General features: G+C 63.8%; 19 protein-coding genes and 1 tRNA gene. 13 read left to right on the top strand and 7 right to left on the bottom strand.

Annotation, left to right across the window (positions count from 1 at the left end; genetic code table 11):
- Both ACXJ16_RS11610 and ACXJ16_RS11615 read left to right on the top strand, forming a co-directional pair.
- Complete coding sequence (locus ACXJ16_RS11610; protein WP_185998156.1) at positions 1–375, top strand: flagellar protein FliS; 375 nt, start codon at positions 1–3, stop codon at positions 373–375.
- A 168-nt stretch (positions 376–543) separates the two neighbouring features.
- Entirely contained in the window at positions 544–1,146 is a 603-nt protein-coding gene (locus ACXJ16_RS11615) for a response regulator transcription factor (protein WP_132469852.1), read from the top strand.
- Positions 1,147–1,543: 397 nt separating this feature from the next.
- On the opposite strand, the gene ACXJ16_RS11620 is transcribed toward ACXJ16_RS11615, so the two are convergent.
- The 3 genes from ACXJ16_RS11620 to ACXJ16_RS11630 form a co-directional block, all read right to left on the bottom strand.
- Positions 1,544–1,984: a hypothetical protein gene (locus ACXJ16_RS11620; protein WP_231635819.1), complete on the bottom strand. Its 441-nt coding sequence runs from the start codon at positions 1,982–1,984 to the stop codon at positions 1,544–1,546.
- Between the two features lie 135 nt (positions 1,985–2,119).
- Complete coding sequence (locus ACXJ16_RS11625; RefSeq protein ID WP_463920710.1) at positions 2,120–2,836, bottom strand: alpha/beta hydrolase; 717 nt, start codon at positions 2,834–2,836, stop codon at positions 2,120–2,122.
- Between the two features lie 167 nt (positions 2,837–3,003).
- Complete coding sequence (locus ACXJ16_RS11630; RefSeq protein WP_463920711.1) at positions 3,004–4,146, bottom strand: aminotransferase class I/II-fold pyridoxal phosphate-dependent enzyme; 1,143 nt, start codon at positions 4,144–4,146, stop codon at positions 3,004–3,006.
- Between the two features lie 132 nt (positions 4,147–4,278).
- Between ACXJ16_RS11630 and ACXJ16_RS11635 the strand changes: the two genes are divergently transcribed.
- Entirely contained in the window at positions 4,279–5,358 is a 1,080-nt protein-coding gene (locus tag ACXJ16_RS11635; protein WP_463920712.1) for an aldo/keto reductase, read from the top strand.
- Between the two features lie 397 nt (positions 5,359–5,755).
- Here ACXJ16_RS11635 and ACXJ16_RS11640 read toward each other — a convergent pair whose 3' ends face one another.
- A complete protein-coding gene (locus tag ACXJ16_RS11640) occupies positions 5,756–6,559 on the bottom strand; it encodes an SDR family NAD(P)-dependent oxidoreductase (protein WP_463920713.1) in 804 nt (267 codons plus the stop codon).
- A gap of 28 nt (positions 6,560–6,587) precedes the next feature.
- Complete coding sequence (locus tag ACXJ16_RS11645; protein WP_185998160.1) at positions 6,588–7,340, bottom strand: SDR family oxidoreductase; 753 nt, start codon at positions 7,338–7,340, stop codon at positions 6,588–6,590.
- A 459-nt stretch (positions 7,341–7,799) separates the two neighbouring features.
- Here ACXJ16_RS11645 and ACXJ16_RS11650 point away from each other — a divergent pair, with 459 nt between their 5' ends.
- From ACXJ16_RS11650 to ACXJ16_RS11665, 4 genes are all read left to right on the top strand, one after another.
- Positions 7,800–8,801 (top strand): hypothetical protein, encoded by a 1,002-nt coding sequence (locus ACXJ16_RS11650; protein ID WP_324697820.1) that lies wholly within the window; start codon positions 7,800–7,802, stop codon positions 8,799–8,801.
- 71 nt (positions 8,802–8,872) lie between these two features.
- Positions 8,873–9,340 carry a hypothetical protein gene (locus tag ACXJ16_RS11655; protein ID WP_463920714.1) on the top strand — a complete coding sequence of 156 codons (468 nt, stop codon included), beginning with the start codon at positions 8,873–8,875 and terminating at the stop codon, positions 9,338–9,340.
- Between the two features lie 226 nt (positions 9,341–9,566).
- Positions 9,567–10,085, top strand: a complete 519-nt coding sequence (locus ACXJ16_RS11660; protein WP_324697815.1) for a T6SS immunity protein Tdi1 domain-containing protein — start codon at positions 9,567–9,569, stop codon at positions 10,083–10,085.
- Positions 10,086–10,190: 105 nt separating this feature from the next.
- Positions 10,191–10,532: a hypothetical protein gene (locus ACXJ16_RS11665; RefSeq protein WP_454796909.1), complete on the top strand. Its 342-nt coding sequence runs from the start codon at positions 10,191–10,193 to the stop codon at positions 10,530–10,532.
- A gap of 139 nt (positions 10,533–10,671) precedes the next feature.
- On the opposite strand, the gene ACXJ16_RS11670 is transcribed toward ACXJ16_RS11665, so the two are convergent.
- Together ACXJ16_RS11670 and ACXJ16_RS11675 are read right to left on the bottom strand one after the other, a co-directional pair.
- Positions 10,672–11,133, bottom strand: coding sequence for a hypothetical protein (locus ACXJ16_RS11670; RefSeq protein ID WP_324697811.1), 462 nt, complete (start codon positions 11,131–11,133; stop codon positions 10,672–10,674).
- A 178-nt stretch (positions 11,134–11,311) separates the two neighbouring features.
- Entirely contained in the window at positions 11,312–12,421 is a 1,110-nt protein-coding gene (locus ACXJ16_RS11675; protein WP_463920715.1) for a helix-turn-helix transcriptional regulator, read from the bottom strand.
- A gap of 128 nt (positions 12,422–12,549) precedes the next feature.
- Between ACXJ16_RS11675 and ACXJ16_RS11680 the strand changes: the two genes are divergently transcribed.
- The 6 genes from ACXJ16_RS11680 (at position 12,550) to ACXJ16_RS11705 (ending at position 18,510) form a co-directional block, all read left to right on the top strand.
- Positions 12,550–13,680 carry an LLM class flavin-dependent oxidoreductase gene (locus ACXJ16_RS11680; RefSeq protein WP_292636336.1) on the top strand — a complete coding sequence of 377 codons (1,131 nt, stop codon included), beginning with the start codon at positions 12,550–12,552 and terminating at the stop codon, positions 13,678–13,680.
- Between the two features lies 1 nt (position 13,681).
- Positions 13,682–14,848 carry a sulfotransferase family protein gene (locus ACXJ16_RS11685; RefSeq protein ID WP_463920716.1) on the top strand — a complete coding sequence of 389 codons (1,167 nt, stop codon included), beginning with the start codon at positions 13,682–13,684 and terminating at the stop codon, positions 14,846–14,848.
- Complete coding sequence (locus ACXJ16_RS11690) at positions 14,848–15,657, top strand: sugar phosphate isomerase/epimerase family protein (RefSeq protein WP_463920717.1); 810 nt, start codon at positions 14,848–14,850, stop codon at positions 15,655–15,657. Before ACXJ16_RS11685 ends, ACXJ16_RS11690 begins: the two co-directional genes overlap by 1 nt.
- Before the next feature lie 2 nt (positions 15,658–15,659).
- The gene (locus tag ACXJ16_RS11695) at positions 15,660–16,895 is read left to right on the top strand and encodes a DUF1214 domain-containing protein (RefSeq protein ID WP_463920718.1); all 1,236 of its coding nucleotides are present in this window, start codon (positions 15,660–15,662) and stop codon (positions 16,893–16,895) included.
- Between the two features lie 124 nt (positions 16,896–17,019).
- Positions 17,020–17,095: transfer RNA gene (locus ACXJ16_RS11700), tRNA-Thr, on the top strand.
- Positions 17,096–17,310: 215 nt separating this feature from the next.
- Complete coding sequence (locus ACXJ16_RS11705) at positions 17,311–18,510, top strand: tyrosine-type recombinase/integrase (protein WP_463920719.1); 1,200 nt, start codon at positions 17,311–17,313, stop codon at positions 18,508–18,510.
- Positions 18,511–18,559 lie beyond the last annotated feature (49 nt).

Raw genomic sequence — 18,559 nt, forward strand, 5'->3', positions numbered from 1 at the left:
ATGCGACGACAGCTTTCTCCGGTGGAAGCCTATCGCCGGGTAGACTTCGACGCCCGCGTCACCGGCGCCGGCCCCGCCGAACTGGTGCACTTGTGCTACGAGCACCTGGTGGCCGCGCTGGGCACCGCCGTCCATGCCGACCGGGGCGGCGACAACGGGCTCAAGAGCCGCTCCCTCACCCGCGCGCTGACGGCGATCACCGCCCTGCAGCTTGGCGTATCGGGCGAGGACGGCGTGGCGGCCGCGCTCACCCAGCTTTACGAAGCGGCGCGGCGCACCGTGCTGGACAGCGCCGTGTCGTTCGATGCGCGCCGGATCGAAATGCTGCGCAGCGACTTCGCCGAAATCGGACGCGCGCTGATGGGCCACCACTGAGCGGCTATCTTACCGAAACAACGCGGTTTAACAGATCGATTCCGATCTACTGCGGCAAATGAAATAGATCTTTTGTAAACTATAGGTCGATTTCGGAGCATGTACCGCAAGCACTGAACAACGCCTGCGAATATCTCCCTAGGCACATGCCGAAAAGGGAGAATTGCCGTGGAGCGTATTTCCAATCTCATCCTGATCGACAACGACATGCGTCGCAGGGCGGCGATCAGTCATGCCCTTTCCGTCGGAAACATTCACGTCGAACCGTTCGAGAATATTTCCGAGCTTTCGCATTCCTGGCCGCGCTCGGGAGTCATCCTGATCCATGACGGCGCCGGCGCGATCGACGATCTGGTGGAAAACATGGCACGCCACGGCGAATGGTTCCCGATCATCGCCTTCAGCGAACAACCCAGCGCCAACCGCATCGTCGAAGCCATTCTCGATGGCGCGATCGACTATATCGCATGGCCCATCGCGGCGGACGAACTGAACGCCACGCTGGCCCGCGCGATCGAACGGGCGGAACATGTGGGCAATGCCAAGCTGCGCGAAGTCATGGCCCGCGCCCGGATAGACCGCCTGACCCGCCGCGAACGCGAAGTGCTGGGCGGCGTCGCCAGCGGCCTGTCCAACCGCCTGATCGGCGAAAAGCTGTCCATCAGCCCGCGCACGGTGGAAATCCACCGCGCCAACATGCTCAACAAACTTGGCGCCAATCACACCTCGGATGCAATCCGCATCGCGATCGAGGCCGCGCTGGTGAATTGACCGGCGCGGCCCCCGGTCCGACCGGACCTTGACAGCGCCGGGCGGCGGACCGGCATCGTTTGCCCCCATTCTCCCGCCGGAACTGCCCAAAACCCCTAGGCGCAATCCTACCAATGCTTAGGCAGCGCCATGGCAGAAGAATCGGGCCGGCTCGCACTCCACCCGATAGCTGCCGGCCCCGCATGACCTGCCCGTCCGGCCGCAAATCCCCTCCCGGCCGGACACCTTGCGGGAAACGCCAACGGACTGAACCGGGCCCGGAAGCGGGCTCCAGAACTGACGGCGCATCCGGTTACCGCGCAGCTTCCCGGAGCCGCGGCCGGATGCGCCGCCTCATTCGTGTCGCTTCATCCGTGCCGCCTCATCCGTGCAGTTCAGCCGCGCGCTCCTCGCAATGTCAGTGAAGGCGCATCCCGCCGGAAAGGCCGATTGGCGGCACTTCCTTCTCGATCCGTTCGGAATCCGCCAGCAGCATCGAGACATAGGCCCCCAGCAGCGCCAGCGAGAGCGTTGCCGCCTCGCAGATCATCTCTTCCGAACCATCCGCCATGACCAGCGTGGCCAGGCACGTTCCGCTGGTTCCGCGCGACAGCATGAAAGTGGCGCATCCGCCCATCAGCGTCAGCACCGCGCTTTCGGGCGCGCCGCAAGACAGCATCGCTTCCACCGCCGCCGGATCGAAGTCCCGCTTCGCGCCGGTATGGGGATCGTGCAGGAGCAGCAGGATCGCCTCGCGAATGCGATCCGGTTCTTCCACGGGTGCGCTTCCCGCGCAGTCGTGCAGGAAATCGCGCATCCGCGCGTTCCACACTTCGGTACTGCAAACGACCTGGTTCAAGGGACTCGCCACCATTGCTGCTGCCTGTGATGCGCCAAAGTCCCCATGAGCGGCGCGCTGTCAATCCGCACATTCCGCGCGACTTCACGCCTCGTCCCGCGTTGCGACAGGCTCACCGCGAAACGTGAAGCGCGCTCAGGCCGCCGCAACCGCCTCCAGCCGCTCGGCCACCCAGTCAGGCTCGGTCAGCATGAGGTCGTGTCCGGTGTCGATATCCCACACCCGGCCTTCGGAACGCTCGGTCAGCAGCGCCATGTCGCGGCCCGGAATGGTGGAGGTGCAGATCAGGTGGCTTTCCGGGATCGCCCGCATCGCCGTCTCGTTGCGGAAGGCGATCTTCTGTTCGAAGCACTTCCACGGCTGCGCGGTCAGCCTTGCGTCGGTCCAGGCGCCGAGCTGCGGGTCGGTCACGCCGAAGAACGCCGCAAAGCCGGGCATCGGCGCCATGACCATGGCCACGCCGTTCACATCGTGCAGGCCCTGCTTCGCCATGTGGATCTGTTCATGGGCGTGCTCGTAAAGCGATTCCCCGTCGCGCGGGTAGGCCGCATCGAGATAGACGCGGTGGCCCACCCGCGCGGGCTTGCGATCCGCCGCCCCGGTGATGACCATGCCGCCGTAGCTGTGGCCCACGAGGATGGCATCGGTCAGGTCCTCGTACTCCAGCAGCCCGGCCACGTCGTTGATATGGGTATCGAGATCGATGGCGCCGCTCAGGACATGGGCACGATCGGCCAGCCCGCTGAGGGTGGGGGTGTGGACTTCGTGGCCCGCCGCGCGCAGCCGCTGCGCCACCGGCTTGTAGCACCACCCGCCATGACCGCCGCCATGGACCAGCACGAATATGGCCATCGTTCCCCTCCCTCTTGGTTTGGGCGAAGGAAGCGCCGTGGCAGGCGGGCGGTCAATCGCGGCATATTCGCCCGCGCGATGAATGAGCGGGTGGCATATTGGAACCTGCCGGGTGAGGATTCAGCCTGAACGGACGGGGAGGCCGACTCCGGGCTGGCGCCTTGTCCTCACCCCCGCGCCGCGAACCAGGGCACCATGCGGGCGATGGCATCCTCCACCAGCGCGGTGGAAACGGCGAAGCTGAAGCGGATGAAGCGGTGGCCGTCCACGGGGTCGAAGTCGATCCCCGGCGCCGTGGCCACGCCGGTGTCGCGCAGCAATTGCTGGCAGAAGGCCAGACTGTCGTTCGTCAGGTGGCCGATGTCGGCATAGATGTAGAAGGCGCCGTCGGGCGGGGCGATCCGGTCCAGCCCGAGGCTCGGCAGCGCGGCCAGCAGCAGTTCGCGGTTGCGGGCATAGTTCTCGACATGGCCTTCCAGTTCCGCCGTCTCGTCCATGGCGATGAGGCCCGCGTGCTGGGCCAGGACCGAGGGGGTGAGGAACAGGTTGTTCATCCGCGCCCGCGCCGGGGCGACCACTCCGGGCGGCACCACCAGCCAGCCGAGCCGCCAGCCCGCCATAGAATAGTACTTGGAGAAGCTGTTGACGATCACCGCATCGGGCAAATGCTGCAAGGTGGACTGCGCCGCGCCCTCGTACGTGAGGCCGTGGTAGATCTCGTCCGAGACGACGCGGATGTTCTTGCGGCGGCAGACTTCGGCAATGGCGGCCAGTTCCTCGGGCGCGATCACGGTGCCGGTCGGATTGGCCGGGCTGGCGAGGATCAACCCGTCCGGCGCGGGATCGAGCGCGTCGAGCGCGGCGGCGGTGACCTGGTAGCGCTCCGCCGGGCCGCAGGCCATCTCCACCGGTTCGAGGTAGAGCGTCTTGAGCGTATTGCGGTAGGCGACGTAGCCGGGCCGGGCCAGCGCCACCCTGGCGCCGGGCACGAAGAGGCTGGAGAGCGCCAGCACGAAGGCGGGCGAGGCGCCGCAAGTGAGGATCACCTGCTCGCGGTCGACCTCCACCCCGTAAGTCTCGCGGTAATGGCGGGCGATGCGGTCCAGCAGCGCGGTGCTTTCCCAGTAGCCGCCCGGATCGCTGTCCAGCACGCGGTGCGCGGCGGCGATGGCGGCGGCGGGCGCGCCGGTGGAAGGCTGGCCGTATTCCATGTGGATCACGTCGCGCCCCTCGCCCGCCAGTTCGTAGGCGAGGCGGCCGATGGCCATGGCGTGGAAGGGGTCTACCTGTGCGATCTCGGGAGCTTTCATGGCGGCGTAGCTAGGCCGCCTGGAACCGGCAGGCAATCCCGCTTGCCCCTGCCCGCATGTCCGCGCCGGGACAGTGGCCCGAACCCGCCCCGCCGGTCACAAGCAGGCCGATCCCGAAGGAGAGACCCGCCGATGCCCACCCAGCTCGATCATTACCGCCTGCTCGGCCGCTCGGGCCTGCGCGTCTCGCCGCTGTGCCTCGGCACGATGACCTTCGGCGCGGGCTCCGGCGAAAGCGGGACCGGCTCCTGGGGCTCTACCGACGAGGACGCCGCGCGGATGCTCGATATCTATGTGGAGCGGGGCGGCAATTTCCTCGACACGGCCGACTTCTACGGCGGGATGGGCGGTTCGGAAACCTTGCTCGGCCGGCTCATGGGCGCGCGGCGGGAACGGCTGGTGGTGGCCACCAAGTATTCGCTGACGACGAGCCCCGGCGATCCCAATGCATCGGGCAATTCGCGGCGCAACATGGTGCGCTCGGTCGAAGCCTCGCTCAGCCGCATGAAGACCGGGTGGATCGACCTGCTCTACCTCCACATGTGGGACTTCCGCACGCCGGTGGACGAAGTGCTGCGCGCCTTCGACGATCTCGTTCGCAGCGGCAAGGTGCTCTATATCGGCCTGTCCGACACGCCCGCCTGGCAGGCCAGCCGGATGCAGGCGATCGCCGAACTGCGGGGCTGGAGCCAGTTCTGCGCGCTCCAGATCCAGCACAGCCTGATCGAGCGCACGGTGGAGCGCGAACTCGTGCCGATGGCGCGGGAAATGGGCATGGGCCTGTGCCCGTGGTCCCCGCTCGGCGGCGGCGTGCTGACGGGCAAATATACCGCGAGCGACCTCGCCCCGCCGCAGGGCGAAAACCTCGTCACGCGCAAGGCGATCAATGCCGCGACCGGGCGCCTGTCGGATCGCAACCTCGCCATCGCACGCACGGTGCAGGAGGTGGCGGAAGAGATCGGCGCCACGCCCGCGCAAGTCGCGCTGGCCTGGCTGCTGGCGAACCCGGACGTGGATGCCCCGGTGCTGGGCGCCCGCACCCCCGCGCAGCTGGAGGACAACCTCGGCGCGCTCACCCTCGATCTTGGCGAGGAGCAGCTTGCCCGGCTCGATGCGGCCAGCCGCGTGCCCAGGGTCTTCCCGATGGACGTGCTGAGCGGCCCCGCCGAGGCGATGATGAACGGCGGGGTAACCGTCGAGCGGCGCGACTGACCCCGTTTCGCACCGCCGGGGCGCCGAAGCGTGATTTGCCTCACACCGGACCGAGCGCGATGCTGTCATAACCGCCGCGTCCGAATCGCAGGCGGCAACGCCCGGGACAAGGACACTGCCGCAAGCCAGCCGAACCGTGATGCGACCCCACGGCAAGGCCCTTCCGGCAGGCACTTCGCATAACTTGGCGGCAGTCCGGCCCACCTGGCCGAACCCGTTCCCTTGGGGACTGCCGCCAGCTTTGTACGGTTTCCATCCGGCACGGCCGGATCGCGGCGCCGGCCCACGCTCGCCAAGGGCTCGATAATCCCGGGGGGGAAATTATCGGCTGGGGGTGATCTCTTCGAGATCAGGCGATTGAAGGAGGCCGGCGCCGCGCCAGTACCGGAACGGTGCCTCAGCCCGGATTGACGCTGGCGATGCCGGGCCGCTCCGCGCCCATTCCCGAAAAGCCGATGCAGTAGCCGCCATCCACCGGCAGGACCACGCCGGTCACATAGGCCGCCTCGTCGCTGGCGAGATAGAGCGCGGCCTGCGCAATGTCCCTGGCCGAGCCCCACCGGCCCATCGGGATCCCGGCAAGGACCGGAAATTCGGCAGGCGGTTCGGCATGGGTACGCGATGCTTCCACCAGCCCTGTCCACATCGTACCCGGCGCGATCGCGTTCACGCGGATGCCCTGGTCCGAATAGTCCAGCGCGGCGACCTTGGTAAGCTGGTTCACCCCCGCCTTGGCCGCTCCGTAGACCGAGTGATGCTTCCACCCGATCACCGCCGAGGCCGAACTCGTGTTCACGATCGCCCCGCCGCCGGTCTTCAGCATCGAGGTGATGCCGTGTTTCATGCCGAGGAACGTGCCGCGCAGATTGGTGGCGTGAACCCGGTCCCATGTCTCCAGCGACTGCGTGTGCAGCGGCGCCATCGGCCCGCCGAACCCGGCATTGTTGCACAGCACGTCGAGCCGCCCGAAGCGCTCCTCCGCCGCCGCGATCATCGCCGCCACTTGCGCCTCGTCGGAAACGTCGCACTGCACGCCCACCGTGTCGCCGCCGAGCGCGGCCGCCACTTCGTCCTGCCTGCCCGAGATATCGGCGAGCACCAGCCTCGCCCCCTCGGCATGGAACAGTTCGGCCATCGCCCGGCCCATGCCGGACGCCGCGCCGGTGACGATGCAGACCTTATCCTGAAGCCTTCCAGCCATAATCGTTCTCCCTCAGGCGCCGAATTTCTCAGGCACTCGTATCGATGGTCGGGCGGATGGTGATTTCCGAGATGTTGGTGCGGCGCGGCATGGCGAGGATGAAGACCACGGCCTCGCCGATATCGCGCGGCTTCACCGCGCCGTCCTTGCTGACATGCGCCTTGATCGCGCTGCGCCACTGCGGATCGGAGATCGAATCCGCCACTTCCGTCTCGGTTGCGCCGGGCATCAGCGTGGTGACGCGGATGTTCCTGCCGCCCAGTTCCTGTCGCATCCCGTCCGTCATGAAATTGACCGCGTGCTTGCTGGCCGAATAGGCACTGGTCATCGGCCCGCCCTTGCGCCCCGCGAGCGAGGAGATGGTGATGATATCGCCCACGCCCTGCTCCAGCATGTGCGGCACGGCGGCGGCGCTGGTGTAGACGGTGCCCATCAGGTTGATGTCGATCACCCGGCGGTAGATCGCGGTATCGCAATTCTCGATCCCGCCCGCTTCCATGATCCCGGCCGAGTTGACGAGGATATCGATCCGCCCGAACGCCGCGACCGTCTTCTCCACTGCGCCGCGCGCGTCCTCTTCCACGGTCATGTCACCCGGGATGGCAAGCGCCCTGCCGCCTGCGGCCTCGATCCGGGAGACCAGCCCGGCGAGCCGTTCGGCCCGGCGGGCGCAGACCACCACGGCGGCCCCAGCCTCTGCCATGCAAAGCGCCGCCGCCTCCCCGATCCCCGACGACGCGCCGGTAACGAGCGCGACCTTTCCTGCAAGCTGGCCCGACATCCTTCTCCACTCCACCGCGCGGCACCTTGCGGCCGCTTCGTATCCATTGGCTGGAGATCATCTGGCCCGAAGTCAACGGGAAATGCTGAACATATGTTCAAATCGCTGCTGCGAGGTTCTGGAAATGTATCCAAATCACAGGAAACACGGCGCCCCCAAGGACCGCCCGGGACGCGTGGAGAAATCTCGGGATGGAGGGTTGCCCGCGTTCAGCCAGCCGATGGTTTAGCGTAAATGACAGGAAGGGGCCGTGAAGCGACTGTCCGGTTCTGGCGAGAATGGCGATGAAGCTGCCATGGTAATGGAAGGAAGTGGCAGACTCAAAGGGCGAAGCCTTTAGTACAATAGCTTCCAACATCACATCGGCATTCCAAAAGAACTACTCCCAAAAAATGCAAAACGGCATGAGCCAGCGATGTTATTCTCGTGAAGTTTGGAGTGCGGAAGGGAGCACGACACATGTGGTGGGAGATTGCGAAAGAGGTCGTGACAGCTTTAGCGGAGCGCGAAGCGAGTCGTCAGCAAAACCAGTGGATGGGTGACGTCATCAATAAGCTGGATCAGATCAACGGCAAGCTCGACCTTTTGCTCGATGAGGTCAGGTTAATCAGAGAAGAAATATCCCGACTTCCCAACAAATTTGACGAAATAATGAAAGATGTCGAAGAATCAAGAGCAATGGGCGCGCGGTCTGGAGTGTTGGAAATATTGAGTACGGCGCAAGAAACTGAACTCAGTCCCGCAATGCTAGAAGGCCTGGCTGAATATCTCATAGTTTTATCCGGGCAAGAAGGGTTGCTCGAAAACAAATGGGGGTACTCAAGCGCGTGGACTATATTGACAAGCTTTCTCACACGAGCCGCAGGGTACAAAATATTGGCCGCCTATAACCCAGCGTGGGCGGTCCAATTAAAAACATCACGAAATCGGAAGCTTGCGTTTTTTGACGCTGGGCTCGCAACCGATGAAGCATCCAGCGGCCCTGGACGAGCACTCTTGACGCGGACACTCGAGCGAGCCGCCATCGAGGATCTTGTACGTCCATGCCTTGGCACCACCGTTCAAATCTGTTGGTGGAAGGGGAGAATTACTCAGCCCGAGCTTTATTCGGGGAACAACTATGCATGGACCGTAGTGACCCAACCTTCGATCAGCGGCGGATTTGAGCGGGGGTATGTTTGGATGGACGTAGAGTCGGAACGACAGCCGGAAATTTTAACGGCAGACGAAAGGAAGCCTTCATTCCCGGGCAAAACATACAGCCCCGTCGGCGCGCCGGAAATTATTCCCACGGGAGGGGGCGAGGCGCTAAAGGAAATGATTTATGAAAAGCGCCGCATTCTCGAAGCCGACATGAACTCAAAGATCAATCGACACTCGGCGATAAATGAAACCATCACTCACTTGACCCCCATTGTCTCAGGATTGAAGGAGTCCAGAGATATTATAAGTAAAGTATAATCTATTAAAAATAATTTACAAATCTATTATATTTTCTGACAATAAATGTCGCGGAGGTTGAAATGCTACGATTGATAGCAATTGTTTTTGCATCTTTTAGCATTATGCATGGTTCTGCGCATGCTCAGTACGTCGTGCTGGCGCTACCTGCCAACACCAAAGTCGACATTTCTGCATCCGCTCATCCTGACATGAATACACAATTGCTTGAGCCGAAACGCCGGCTGTACTTCACCACCAAAGGCGTCGTCGCCGGCAAAAACGACTCGATTGTTTGCCATAGCGAAGCTGAGTACCCGCCGGGCAGGCAGGCCCCCTTGCCATCCTGCCAACCCTACGGCCGTCCCACGACGCTCGAACTAGTAGGTGAGTTTGGAACAAACTTCTGGGCGAGAAGCATACCCCACATTTCCTATTTCGATGTCTCGAGGGCGGAGATCACCTACATCGATGATTTCCAAAAAGCTGGACTAGTGGTGACGCTGAACTTCACGCCTCCCTTGGGCCCTGATGCATCTCCGCCAGTCGTTGTTAGATGACCGGCGCCTCGCGCGTGAGTCCGAAACGGGCGGCAAAATCTGGCCGCGTTGCTGACTTTGCACGCCAGCTATGCCTATGTCCGCAATCCACCCATTTCGGCCCCTCCCGACGCCGAGAGTCGCGTTCCATAGGGGCCTGTCCGGTTCTCGCCGCGCGCGAAGAAATGCAGCCTGACCGTACACGCCGACTTTGCAGACATTAGGCTTATCGCTAGTTTGTCGATAATTGGAGGCGAATGACGTGGGTTATTTAGACGGGGCGTACCGCCTTCATCGGCAAGAAGACGTTGCGCGCTTCACTGCGCTCGCGATTGAAGCATTTCCCGACTTCACTGACAGGATAGAATGCTTCGGAGCCGACTGGTTGGGTCGCCAGTTTGCGACCGACGAGCGGCGGATAGTCGATGGTGCTCCGCAGGTTCTCATGCTCGAACCGGGCACAGGGGAAGTACTTGAGATACCCGTCAATCGGGCCGTGTTTCATGATGACGAGCTAGCGAACGAGCCTGACGCAGCGGCGGCGTATTCATTTTTCCAGCAGTGGTTAGAGGCAGGCGGCACTCGCCCGAATTACGATCAGTGCATTGGTTACAAGCTGCCGCTCTATCTCGGCGGGACAGATGATGTTTCAAACCTCAGCTTGATCGACTTTAGCGTTTACTGGACCCTCTCGGCCCAAACCTTAGCGCGGGTTCGAGGGCTGCCCGTCGGAACGACGATACGGGACGTATCTATCTCAGGCTAGGAACCCGACAAAGCGGAATGGCAGATTTTCAGGGATTTAACCGGGAATCTGCCGTTCCGGACACGCCCCATTGTCGCCATATCTACGTTGGTGCATCATCTCGATATGAATACTCTCGGTGCATTGGCGCTGCTGCTCTCTACGGCAAGCGGTCTGGAAGAAATTCCAAGCTCGGAACTAGAAACCATCGGTGCGTCCATTACTTTCGAGGAAGGTCGCTGCCTATTCTGGACCGGCGACAACGGAATGGATGCGAAGCAATTCCGAACTGATTTAGAACGCTTTGCCCCGCGTGAGCACTTGGTGATCAATTACTCCTCCGACGTTCCGAAGAGATGCGTTAATGCGGCACGTCGAGCCGGGCGGGGCGCTGGTTTCAAAGTGGTATCGATAAAGGAAGATAACGAGTTGGCTGGTCCGGTTGGGCCGCCCATGCCCGGCAACTAACCACCCTTCATAGCCGCTTACACTGCGGATCTGCACCGCCAGGAAACGGTCGGGCAGCTTTACGCCACCAACAATGGGATCGGCGATCCGGAAAGGCAATCATGGGTGGGTAGCAGACATTCTTGGCGGGAAGCGCTAGCTACAATCCCCCACTCTGGAAACTGCGCTGCCATCCCTGCGCTTCGCGGACACGGCCCTGATCAAACTTGAACTGAACTTGTGAAACCAAATGATCGGACGCATTCGTAAACTCGACTGTCACGGTCTGCTCTCTGCATCCGTCCGCCGGGCCGTCCATGTAATCCCACCCGAAAAACCTAAATCCATCTGCATTCATCGCTAAGGCTAATGCTTTTGCTCCGACAGCACCCGCTCCAAGAGGTCTGCCAACGTCGCCTGCACCAAGGCTAAATTGCGCGTTGTCATCGACGAAGCGTGACAGTTGTGAAGCGTCGTTATCGTTTGTCGGCGTCAGTGCTGCGGCGACAAGCTGAACGGCTCGATTTGCAAGAGCGTTGTGAACTGCCTTTGCAGACGTAATGTTGTCTAAGTCACACGAATGAGCCGGAGCAGCAGCGAGGATTAAGAGCGCGGAGAGCATTGCGGAAGGCTGCAACAAATGGAGAATGTCTGCAATGGGGCGTGTCCGGTCAGGCTGCATTTCTTCCCGAGCGGCGAGCACCGAACGTACGGCTTTCGAGCGCGGCGCTCCCCGCCCGGAATGGCGAAAACGGGCGCCTTTCGGAAGGGCAGCTTCATCGGAAGCCTCCGCCCCTGCTTCACGCAATCGCGAGCACGCTGCGGTGGATGAAACGGACGAGATCCGCCTGCCCCCGTGCTCCGGTCTTGGCGTAGATGCGCTTTGAATAGGTCCGTGCGGATTCCACCGTCAGCCCCACTTCCGGCCCCGCCTCGGCGATCGACAGTCCCCGGCTCAGGGCCAGCGCCAGCCGCGCTTCGCTGGCGGTAAGGTCGAACAGTTGCGCGAGCTGGCCGCAGCGGTCGGCCGAGGACCAGTGATCGGCATGGAGATAGCACAGGATCGCCGGCGCCGCGCGCGTCGTGCCCATGCGGCGACCGGAAGGGACGAGCAGCAGGTCCAGCCATGGCTCGCGGCAGAGCACCAGTGCACGGGGGCGAGCCTGCGGGTCCTGCGCGAGTTCGGCCACCGCTTCGGCAAGCTGCCGCCGCAAGCGGGGATCGCGGGCGCCCAGCCGGCCGTCCCGGCCGCGCGTTAACCCGTCCGCCCCCTGCAGCATCTGCGCGCCGAGACGGTCGGCATCGAGCACCTTGCCATCCCCGTCCAGCGTGACCCAGCCGAAGTTCATACGCCGCACGGCCTCGCGCTCGATCTCCGCGCCCATGCGTTCGCGCTCCAGCGCCACGAAGCTGCCCAGCGCGGCGCGCAAGTGCGGGGCGAGGTCTTCGAGCAGCAGGTCCACCCCGGAAGCGAACTCCCCGCAGCGCCGGGTGATCGTGATCCAGCCGTTGACCCCGCCCGGTTCGGCGAAACGGATCATCCGCATATGGTTCATGCCCGAAGGAACGAGCAGCTGGTCGAGATAGGCATCGTGGCCGGGGTCGCCGTAGCACAGCAGCTCGCTCAGGGCGTAAGTCCGCCCCTCCTGCATCGCGTGATAGGGCATGGGGTCGCGAAGATAGAGGCTTTCGCGGTAGAGCCGCGAGATCGGCGGCGGCGAAGGCTGGCCGGAATAGAGGTGGATCACCCGCGCCTCCGGCGTGCCCTGCGGCAGGGGCCGGAACACGAGGCTGGCATAGTCCGCCGCAACCCGCGTGCGCAGGGCATCGAGGAAGCGCCGCCAGGGCGGGTCTTCCACCAGTCCCTCGATCAGCGGCACCAGCAGCGCCGCGTCCTCTCCTTGCAGCATTTTCGTGATCCCCAAATGGGAATTTGCCTTGGCCGGGGGCTACCTCACAACGGTGCCCGGAAACAACGAGCGGCGCCGAACCATCACCCTGGCGGTACGGAAAGGACGCTGCCTGAGAGGATGAACCCATGCCCGTGGCCATGAAAGTGCAGCCCGCAGCCTTCCTGCGAACCACCCTGCCGCTCGGCATCCAGATGGCGCAGGACTACGATTCGGGGCGCTACCACTCGATCTGGCTGCCCGATCACATGGTGAGCTTCTGGCCCGATTCGATCTGGACGCCGGAATTCACCGACCTCGCCAAGGCCTCCCCCAGCCCGCACCGCCATCTCGACGGTCTGGCCGTGGCGGCGGCAACGGCGGTGCTGACGCAGAACACGCCGCTGGCGACCACGGTGGTCGACACCGTGCGCCGCCACCCCTCGCTGCTGGCGCAGACGGCGCTGACGATCAGCCACTTGTCGAAAGGCCGCTTCATCCTCGGCCTGGGATCGGGCGAGCTGGAAAACACGGTTCCCTACGGCTTCGATTTCGACAAGCCGGTGGGGCGGCTGGAAGAGGCGATCAAGGTCATCAAGCTGCTGTGGCATTCGGACGGCCCGGTCGATTTCGAAGGACAGTTCTTCCACCTCCACCACGCCCGGCTGGACACCGAGTTCTACGAGGGCAAGGCGCCGCCGATCTGGCTGGGCGCGGCAGGGCCGAGGATGCTGTCCATCACCGGGCGGGAGGCGGACGGCTGGTGGCCCGCGGGTTCGTGGACGCCGGAAGACTATGCCGCCAAGCTCAAGGTCATCCTTGACGCGGGCGATGCCGCCGGGCGCGACATGAGCCACTTCACCCCCGCCATCACGCAGATGTGCCTGATCGGCGAACCCGAAGAGATCGACGAGATGCTGCGCGCGCCGATGGTGAAGTCGATCATCCTGATGATGACCGCGAAAGACCTTGCGCAGTTCGGCTACGACCATCCCATGGGCCCCGACTGGCGCGGCATCATGGACTTCGATCCCGTGCGCCTCAGCCGCGACAAGATGGTGAGGTTCTGCAACGAGATGGACCCCCAGGCCATCCGCGACGTGCTGCCCACCGGCACGCCCAGGGAAGTGGCGCTCAAGATCAAGGGCTTCGCCGATGCCGGGATGCGCGTCTACAAGCTGATGGAATACGGGGCGATGGGCGGCATGAAATTCTCCGCCACCAGCGCCGCCAAGGTCCGGGAGACCGAAGACGAAATCGCGAAGCTGGTGGAGGGCTGAGATGGCCGAACTCGACGCGCAGCAATTGCTGCTTGAAGCGCAGCAACGCACCGGCCTTTCGGACTGGGCCGACCACGGTTTTCCCCAGCGCTTCGCCCTCGCCGTGGAACATATCAATACCATCGCCATGGACGCTGCGGGCCGCGCGGCGGCGGCGGAGAACGTGCTCTGGCTGCTGACCGACCGCCTGCGCTTCTTCGAGGACCGCCAGCGCTTCCCGCTCGCCGAGGAAGCGATCGATCGCCCGATGTTCGTCAGCGGCGAACCGCGCTCCGGGACGACATTGATGCACGCCCTCCTCGCCGTCGATCCCGCGGCACGGGCGCTGCGGTTCTGGGAGGTGATGCACCCCTCGCCGCCGCCGGGGACGGTCGATGGCACCGATCCCCGCATCGCGGCAGCCGACGCCGAATGGCGCGAGATCAACGCGAAGATGCCGCGCTGGCTGCACTGCCACCCCTATAACGACATGCTGGGCGAAGGCCTGCCCGAAGACGAGCGGACCTGGGCCTTCGATTTCCGGGTGATGACACCCACGGCTTGGTGGCGCGTGCCGATGCAGAACCTCTCCTTCGGCCTGCCCACCGATCCGCCCGCTCAGTACCGCATCCACAAGGCCATGCTGCAAGCCCTGCAATACCGGCGCCCGGCACGCCACTGGGTGCTCAAGGGGTTCCACACCACCCGGCTCGATGCCTTCTTCGATGCCTATCCGGATGCCTCGCTGGTCTGGCTCCACCGCGATCCGGTGATGGTGGCCGCCAGTTCGACGATGATGATGGCGGACATCATGGACGGCGTGGTCGGCAAGATCGATCTGGTGAAGGAAGCCCGCGCCCATCTGGAGCGCGTGCGCTGGTCGATCGGCAATACGATGGCCCATCCGTTGGCAAGCGATCCGCGCATCCACCATGTGCGCTACCGCGATTTCGTGGCCGATCCCGTCAGCGTGATCCGCGATTACTACGCCTTTGCCGGCCGTGCCTTCACGCCCGAAGCGGAAGGCGCGATGCGGCGCTATCTGGCGGAAAACAAGGGCGACCGCCACGGCAAGTTCCATTATTCCACCCAGGTACTGGTCGATGCCGGATACGACCTTGAAGCCCTGAACGAAGAGTTCGCCCCCTTCCGGGAGCGCTTCGGCGTCGAGATCGAAAGGCGCCATTGATGCACCCCCGCGTCAGCCTGCACCAGGTCGCCATGGTCGATCGCTCGACCGCCGGGTTCATCGACTTCTGCTGCACCATCGGCGTGCAGCATGCGACGCTGGTTTCCCCGCGCCTGCTTCAGCCGGAAGACATCCATGCTGCGCACGAAGCAGTGCAGCGCGGCAGGGTGACGGTGGGCTGCATCAACCACCCCTTCGCGCTCCACCCCGATCTCGAACGCGATTCAGGGATGGCCACGCCCGCACTGATGCGCGTGATCGACCTTGCGGCGCAGCTCCGCGCGCCGTCGATCTATCTCATCACCGGCGGGCGCGGCGCGCTGTCATGGGAACAGGCGGCGCAGCGCTTCGCCGCCCTGCTGGCGCCCTGCCGCGAATACGCCGCCGCCAGCGGCGTCTCCCTGCTGGTGGAAAACGCCTCCCCGCTCACGGTGGACATCCACATCGCCCATACCCTGCCCGATGCCCGGCATCTTGCGCAGGCCGCCGGGATCGGCCTCTGCGTCGATCTCCACGCCTGCTGGAGCGAGGCCATGCTGCGCGAAAAGCTGGCCGAGGCCCTGCCCCTCGCCGGCCTGGTGCAAGTGAGCGACCATGTCCCCGGCGACCGTACCACCCCCTGCCGCGCGGTGCCGGGCGATGGCGCGGTACCGCTGGAGGCGATCCTGCGCGACGTGCTGGAACTCGGCTACACCGGCCTGTTCGACCTTGAACTGCTGGGCCCCCGCATCGAGGCCGAAGGCGCGGCAAAAGCCTGCACACGCGCGGCACGAATCCTTTCCGACCTCCTCACCCGACTGGGAGCCTGACGATGGCCTTTGGCGACGCAACCGACGATCCCGCGCTCAAGGCCGCGTGGGACAGCTTCTGCGAGCAGTTGAAACAGGCCGGACAGTCCGCCTTCAAGGACGCCAACCCGGCCAACCCGCTTCAGCGCGCGGACGCCTTCCGCTTCCTCACGCAGAACGTCGGACAGGCCTTCGACCTCGCGCTGGAAACCCGCGACCCGGCCTTCCCGCAGATCCACCCCTTCACCACGCCGACGATGAAGCTGGGCGGCGACCTGGCGGACTTCACTTATCGCCAGGCGTGGATTTCCGGGGAGCACGTTTACCGCCTCTCGGGCCGCCGCGGCACGGCACGCTGGCTCAACATAACAGTGCAAGGCCCGCGCCCCGACACGATCCCCGGCACCGACTGGCCCAGCCTGCACGAACCCTTCGGCGACATCCCGGAAGCCAACTTGTTCGGCCACCAGATCGAAACCGGGGCGGACGGCACCTTCGCAGTGACCATCGGCGGGCCGCCACGGGACAGGAACTGGCTCCCCACCACGCCCGGCTCGCGCAAGCTGTTCATCCGCGAGGCCTTCGACGCCTGGGGCGAAACCCCCACTACCCTCACCATCGAGCGGATCGGCATGGCCACGCCCCGCCCCCTGCCCTCGCCCGCACAGATGGGCGAGGCGATGAACTGGGCCGGAGATTTCGTCACCGGCCTGATGCGCGACTGGCCCGAACACGCCTGGCGCACCTCGCGCGGGGTATGCGATCCTGCCAGCCTCAACATGTTCCCGGCAGACAAGGCCGCCAACGACACCAGCGACGCCAAACGCGGCCGCATGGCCGCGCACATGGTCTGGCGCCTCGAACCGGACGAGGCGCTGATCGTGGAGATGGACTGGCATCCCGGCTTCTGGCTGTTCGGCATGGGCGGCGCGCTGATGGGATCGATGGACTTCCTCCACCGCCCCGTCAGCTACACGCCCGCGCGCACGAAAGTGGACGGCGACGGCATCGTCCGCCTGATTCTCTCCCACGAAGACCCCGGCCTCCATAACTGGGTGGACACGCAGGGCTTTTCGGACGGAAATCTCACATACCGCAACCTGATGAGCCAGCAGCCCGCCACGTTCCGCACCCGCCTGGTCAAGGCCATCGAACTGGCCGATCACCTCCCGCCGGGAACCGCCCGCACCTCGCCCGACCAACGCGCCGAACTGCTCCGCCAGCGCTACCGCGCCATCAAACTGCGCTATGGAATATAGGGATTTGCGAGCAGAAAGCCGGAGATCGCACGATCGATAAGAAAGCCCCTTGCACGCGCCCCCACTCCCCGGTAAAGGCGCCCCCTGCCCCGGCGCCGGATTGCACCCGGCCCAACCAAGGCATGCCGCTTTAGCTCAGTTGGTAGAGCACATCATTCGTAATGATGGGGTCACGTGTTCGAGTCACGTAAGCGGCACCACCTTTCCCTCTCAGATCGTCCCAAACGCTCGAAAATATGGCTGAATTCTGCCATTCTTGAGCCTCCCCGGTCTAAGAGTGTGTCAGGCAGTTCCAGGCCATCTTGAGCAAAATGGGGCCACGAAATGGCACCAAAACCTCCTTGAGAGGACTCACAACGATGGCCCACCTGGACGGCCCCCTTACGCGCTTCGACCTTATCGAGGAGAATCGCGCGTGGCACTTACCGAAACCCAAATTCGCCAGCTTGAACCTGACGCCAAGACCTACCGGTGCAGTGACGGTCGAGGTCTCTTTCTGGAAATCCACCCCAACGGGTCGAAGCTATGGCGCTTCAAATATCGTTTTCTCGGCAAACAGAAGCGCCTCGCGCTCGGCCGCTATCCCGATGTCGGCCTGGAAGGCGCGCGCAGGAAGCTCGACGAAGCGCGCCAAGTCCTCGCCGGAGGCGAAGACCCACTGGCGGTGCGAAAGCTGCACAAGCTCGTCGCTTCCTTCAAAGCCGCCAACTCGTTCGAGGATGTCGCAAAAGACTTCATCGAAAAAATGATTGCCGAAGAGAGAGCGCAGGTAACGACCGACAAAATGGTTTGGCAACTGACGCTGCTGAAGCCCATCGCACATCGGCCAATCTCTGAAATCAAGCCACTCGAAATTCTCGCGATCCTGAAAGCCTTAGAAAAGCAGGGGAAGCGGGAAACGGCGCGGCGCTGTCGGGAATTTGCGAGCCGTGTTTTCCGTTATGGTGTGGCCACAGGACGCGGCGAAAGTGACCCCACGACCATCCTGCGCGGCGCGCTGATCGCTCCCAAGGTTACTCATCATGCTGCGCTGCTCAACCCGCAGCAAATCGGAAAACTGCTCCGCGACATCGACTGCTACTCCGGCAGCGCAATCACGCGCTTTGCCATGCGGATCTCCCCCCACGTCATGTCCCGGCCGGGCGAACTGCGGAAAGCCGACTGGTCAGAGTTCGACTTCGAGGCTGGTGTTTGGACCATCCCCGCTGAGCGCATGAAAATGCGCAAACCTCACCAGGTTCCGCTATCTCGGCAAGTAATCGCCTATCTGCGAGAACTGCAAGAGGTCACCGGGCCGGACGGATATGCGTTTCCCGCCATACATACCTCGCGAAAAACAATGAGCGAGAACACCGTCAACAACGCATTTCGGCGAATGGGATATCGCAAAGATGAGATAACCGCGCACGGACTGAGGACCACCGCATCGACGCTTCTGAATGAGAGCGGCCACTGGAGCGCCGATGCAATCGAACGTTCGCTTGCGCATGCGGATGCTAATGCCATTCGCGGAATCTACAATCGCGGCCGCTATTGGGAGGAGCGTGTTGCGATGCACCAATGGTGGAGCGACCATCTGGACGAGTTGCGCGGACAGGGCTCGGCCGTCGGCTGATTTCGTATTGGGATTGGGGGCAGGCGACACGCTCAGGCGGTTGCCAGCC

The sequence above is a fragment of the Novosphingobium sp. TK71 genome (assembly GCF_055361505.1).

Coding starts and splice junctions, on each gene's coding strand:
- ACXJ16_RS11685 (WP_463920716.1), top strand. CDS start 13,682: ATGGCCGAACTCGACGCGCAGCAATTGCTGCTTGAAGCGCAGCAACGC.
- ACXJ16_RS11625 (WP_463920710.1), bottom strand. CDS start 2,836: ATGGCCATATTCGTGCTGGTCCATGGCGGCGGTCATGGCGGGTGGTGC.
- ACXJ16_RS11630 (WP_463920711.1), bottom strand. CDS start 4,146: ATGAAAGCTCCCGAGATCGCACAGGTAGACCCCTTCCACGCCATGGCC.
- ACXJ16_RS11610 (WP_185998156.1), top strand. CDS start 1: ATGCGACGACAGCTTTCTCCGGTGGAAGCCTATCGCCGGGTAGACTTC.
- ACXJ16_RS11695 (WP_463920718.1), top strand. CDS start 15,660: ATGGCCTTTGGCGACGCAACCGACGATCCCGCGCTCAAGGCCGCGTGG.
- ACXJ16_RS11635 (WP_463920712.1), top strand. CDS start 4,279: ATGCCCACCCAGCTCGATCATTACCGCCTGCTCGGCCGCTCGGGCCTG.
- ACXJ16_RS11670 (WP_324697811.1), bottom strand. CDS start 11,133: ATGCTCTCCGCGCTCTTAATCCTCGCTGCTGCTCCGGCTCATTCGTGT.
- ACXJ16_RS11665 (WP_454796909.1), top strand. CDS start 10,191: ATGAATACTCTCGGTGCATTGGCGCTGCTGCTCTCTACGGCAAGCGGT.
- ACXJ16_RS11650 (WP_324697820.1), top strand. CDS start 7,800: ATGTGGTGGGAGATTGCGAAAGAGGTCGTGACAGCTTTAGCGGAGCGC.
- ACXJ16_RS11640 (WP_463920713.1), bottom strand. CDS start 6,559: ATGGCTGGAAGGCTTCAGGATAAGGTCTGCATCGTCACCGGCGCGGCG.
- ACXJ16_RS11680 (WP_292636336.1), top strand. CDS start 12,550: ATGCCCGTGGCCATGAAAGTGCAGCCCGCAGCCTTCCTGCGAACCACC.
- ACXJ16_RS11675 (WP_463920715.1), bottom strand. CDS start 12,421: ATGCTGCAAGGAGAGGACGCGGCGCTGCTGGTGCCGCTGATCGAGGGA.
- ACXJ16_RS11645 (WP_185998160.1), bottom strand. CDS start 7,340: ATGTCGGGCCAGCTTGCAGGAAAGGTCGCGCTCGTTACCGGCGCGTCG.
- ACXJ16_RS11690 (WP_463920717.1), top strand. CDS start 14,848: ATGCACCCCCGCGTCAGCCTGCACCAGGTCGCCATGGTCGATCGCTCG.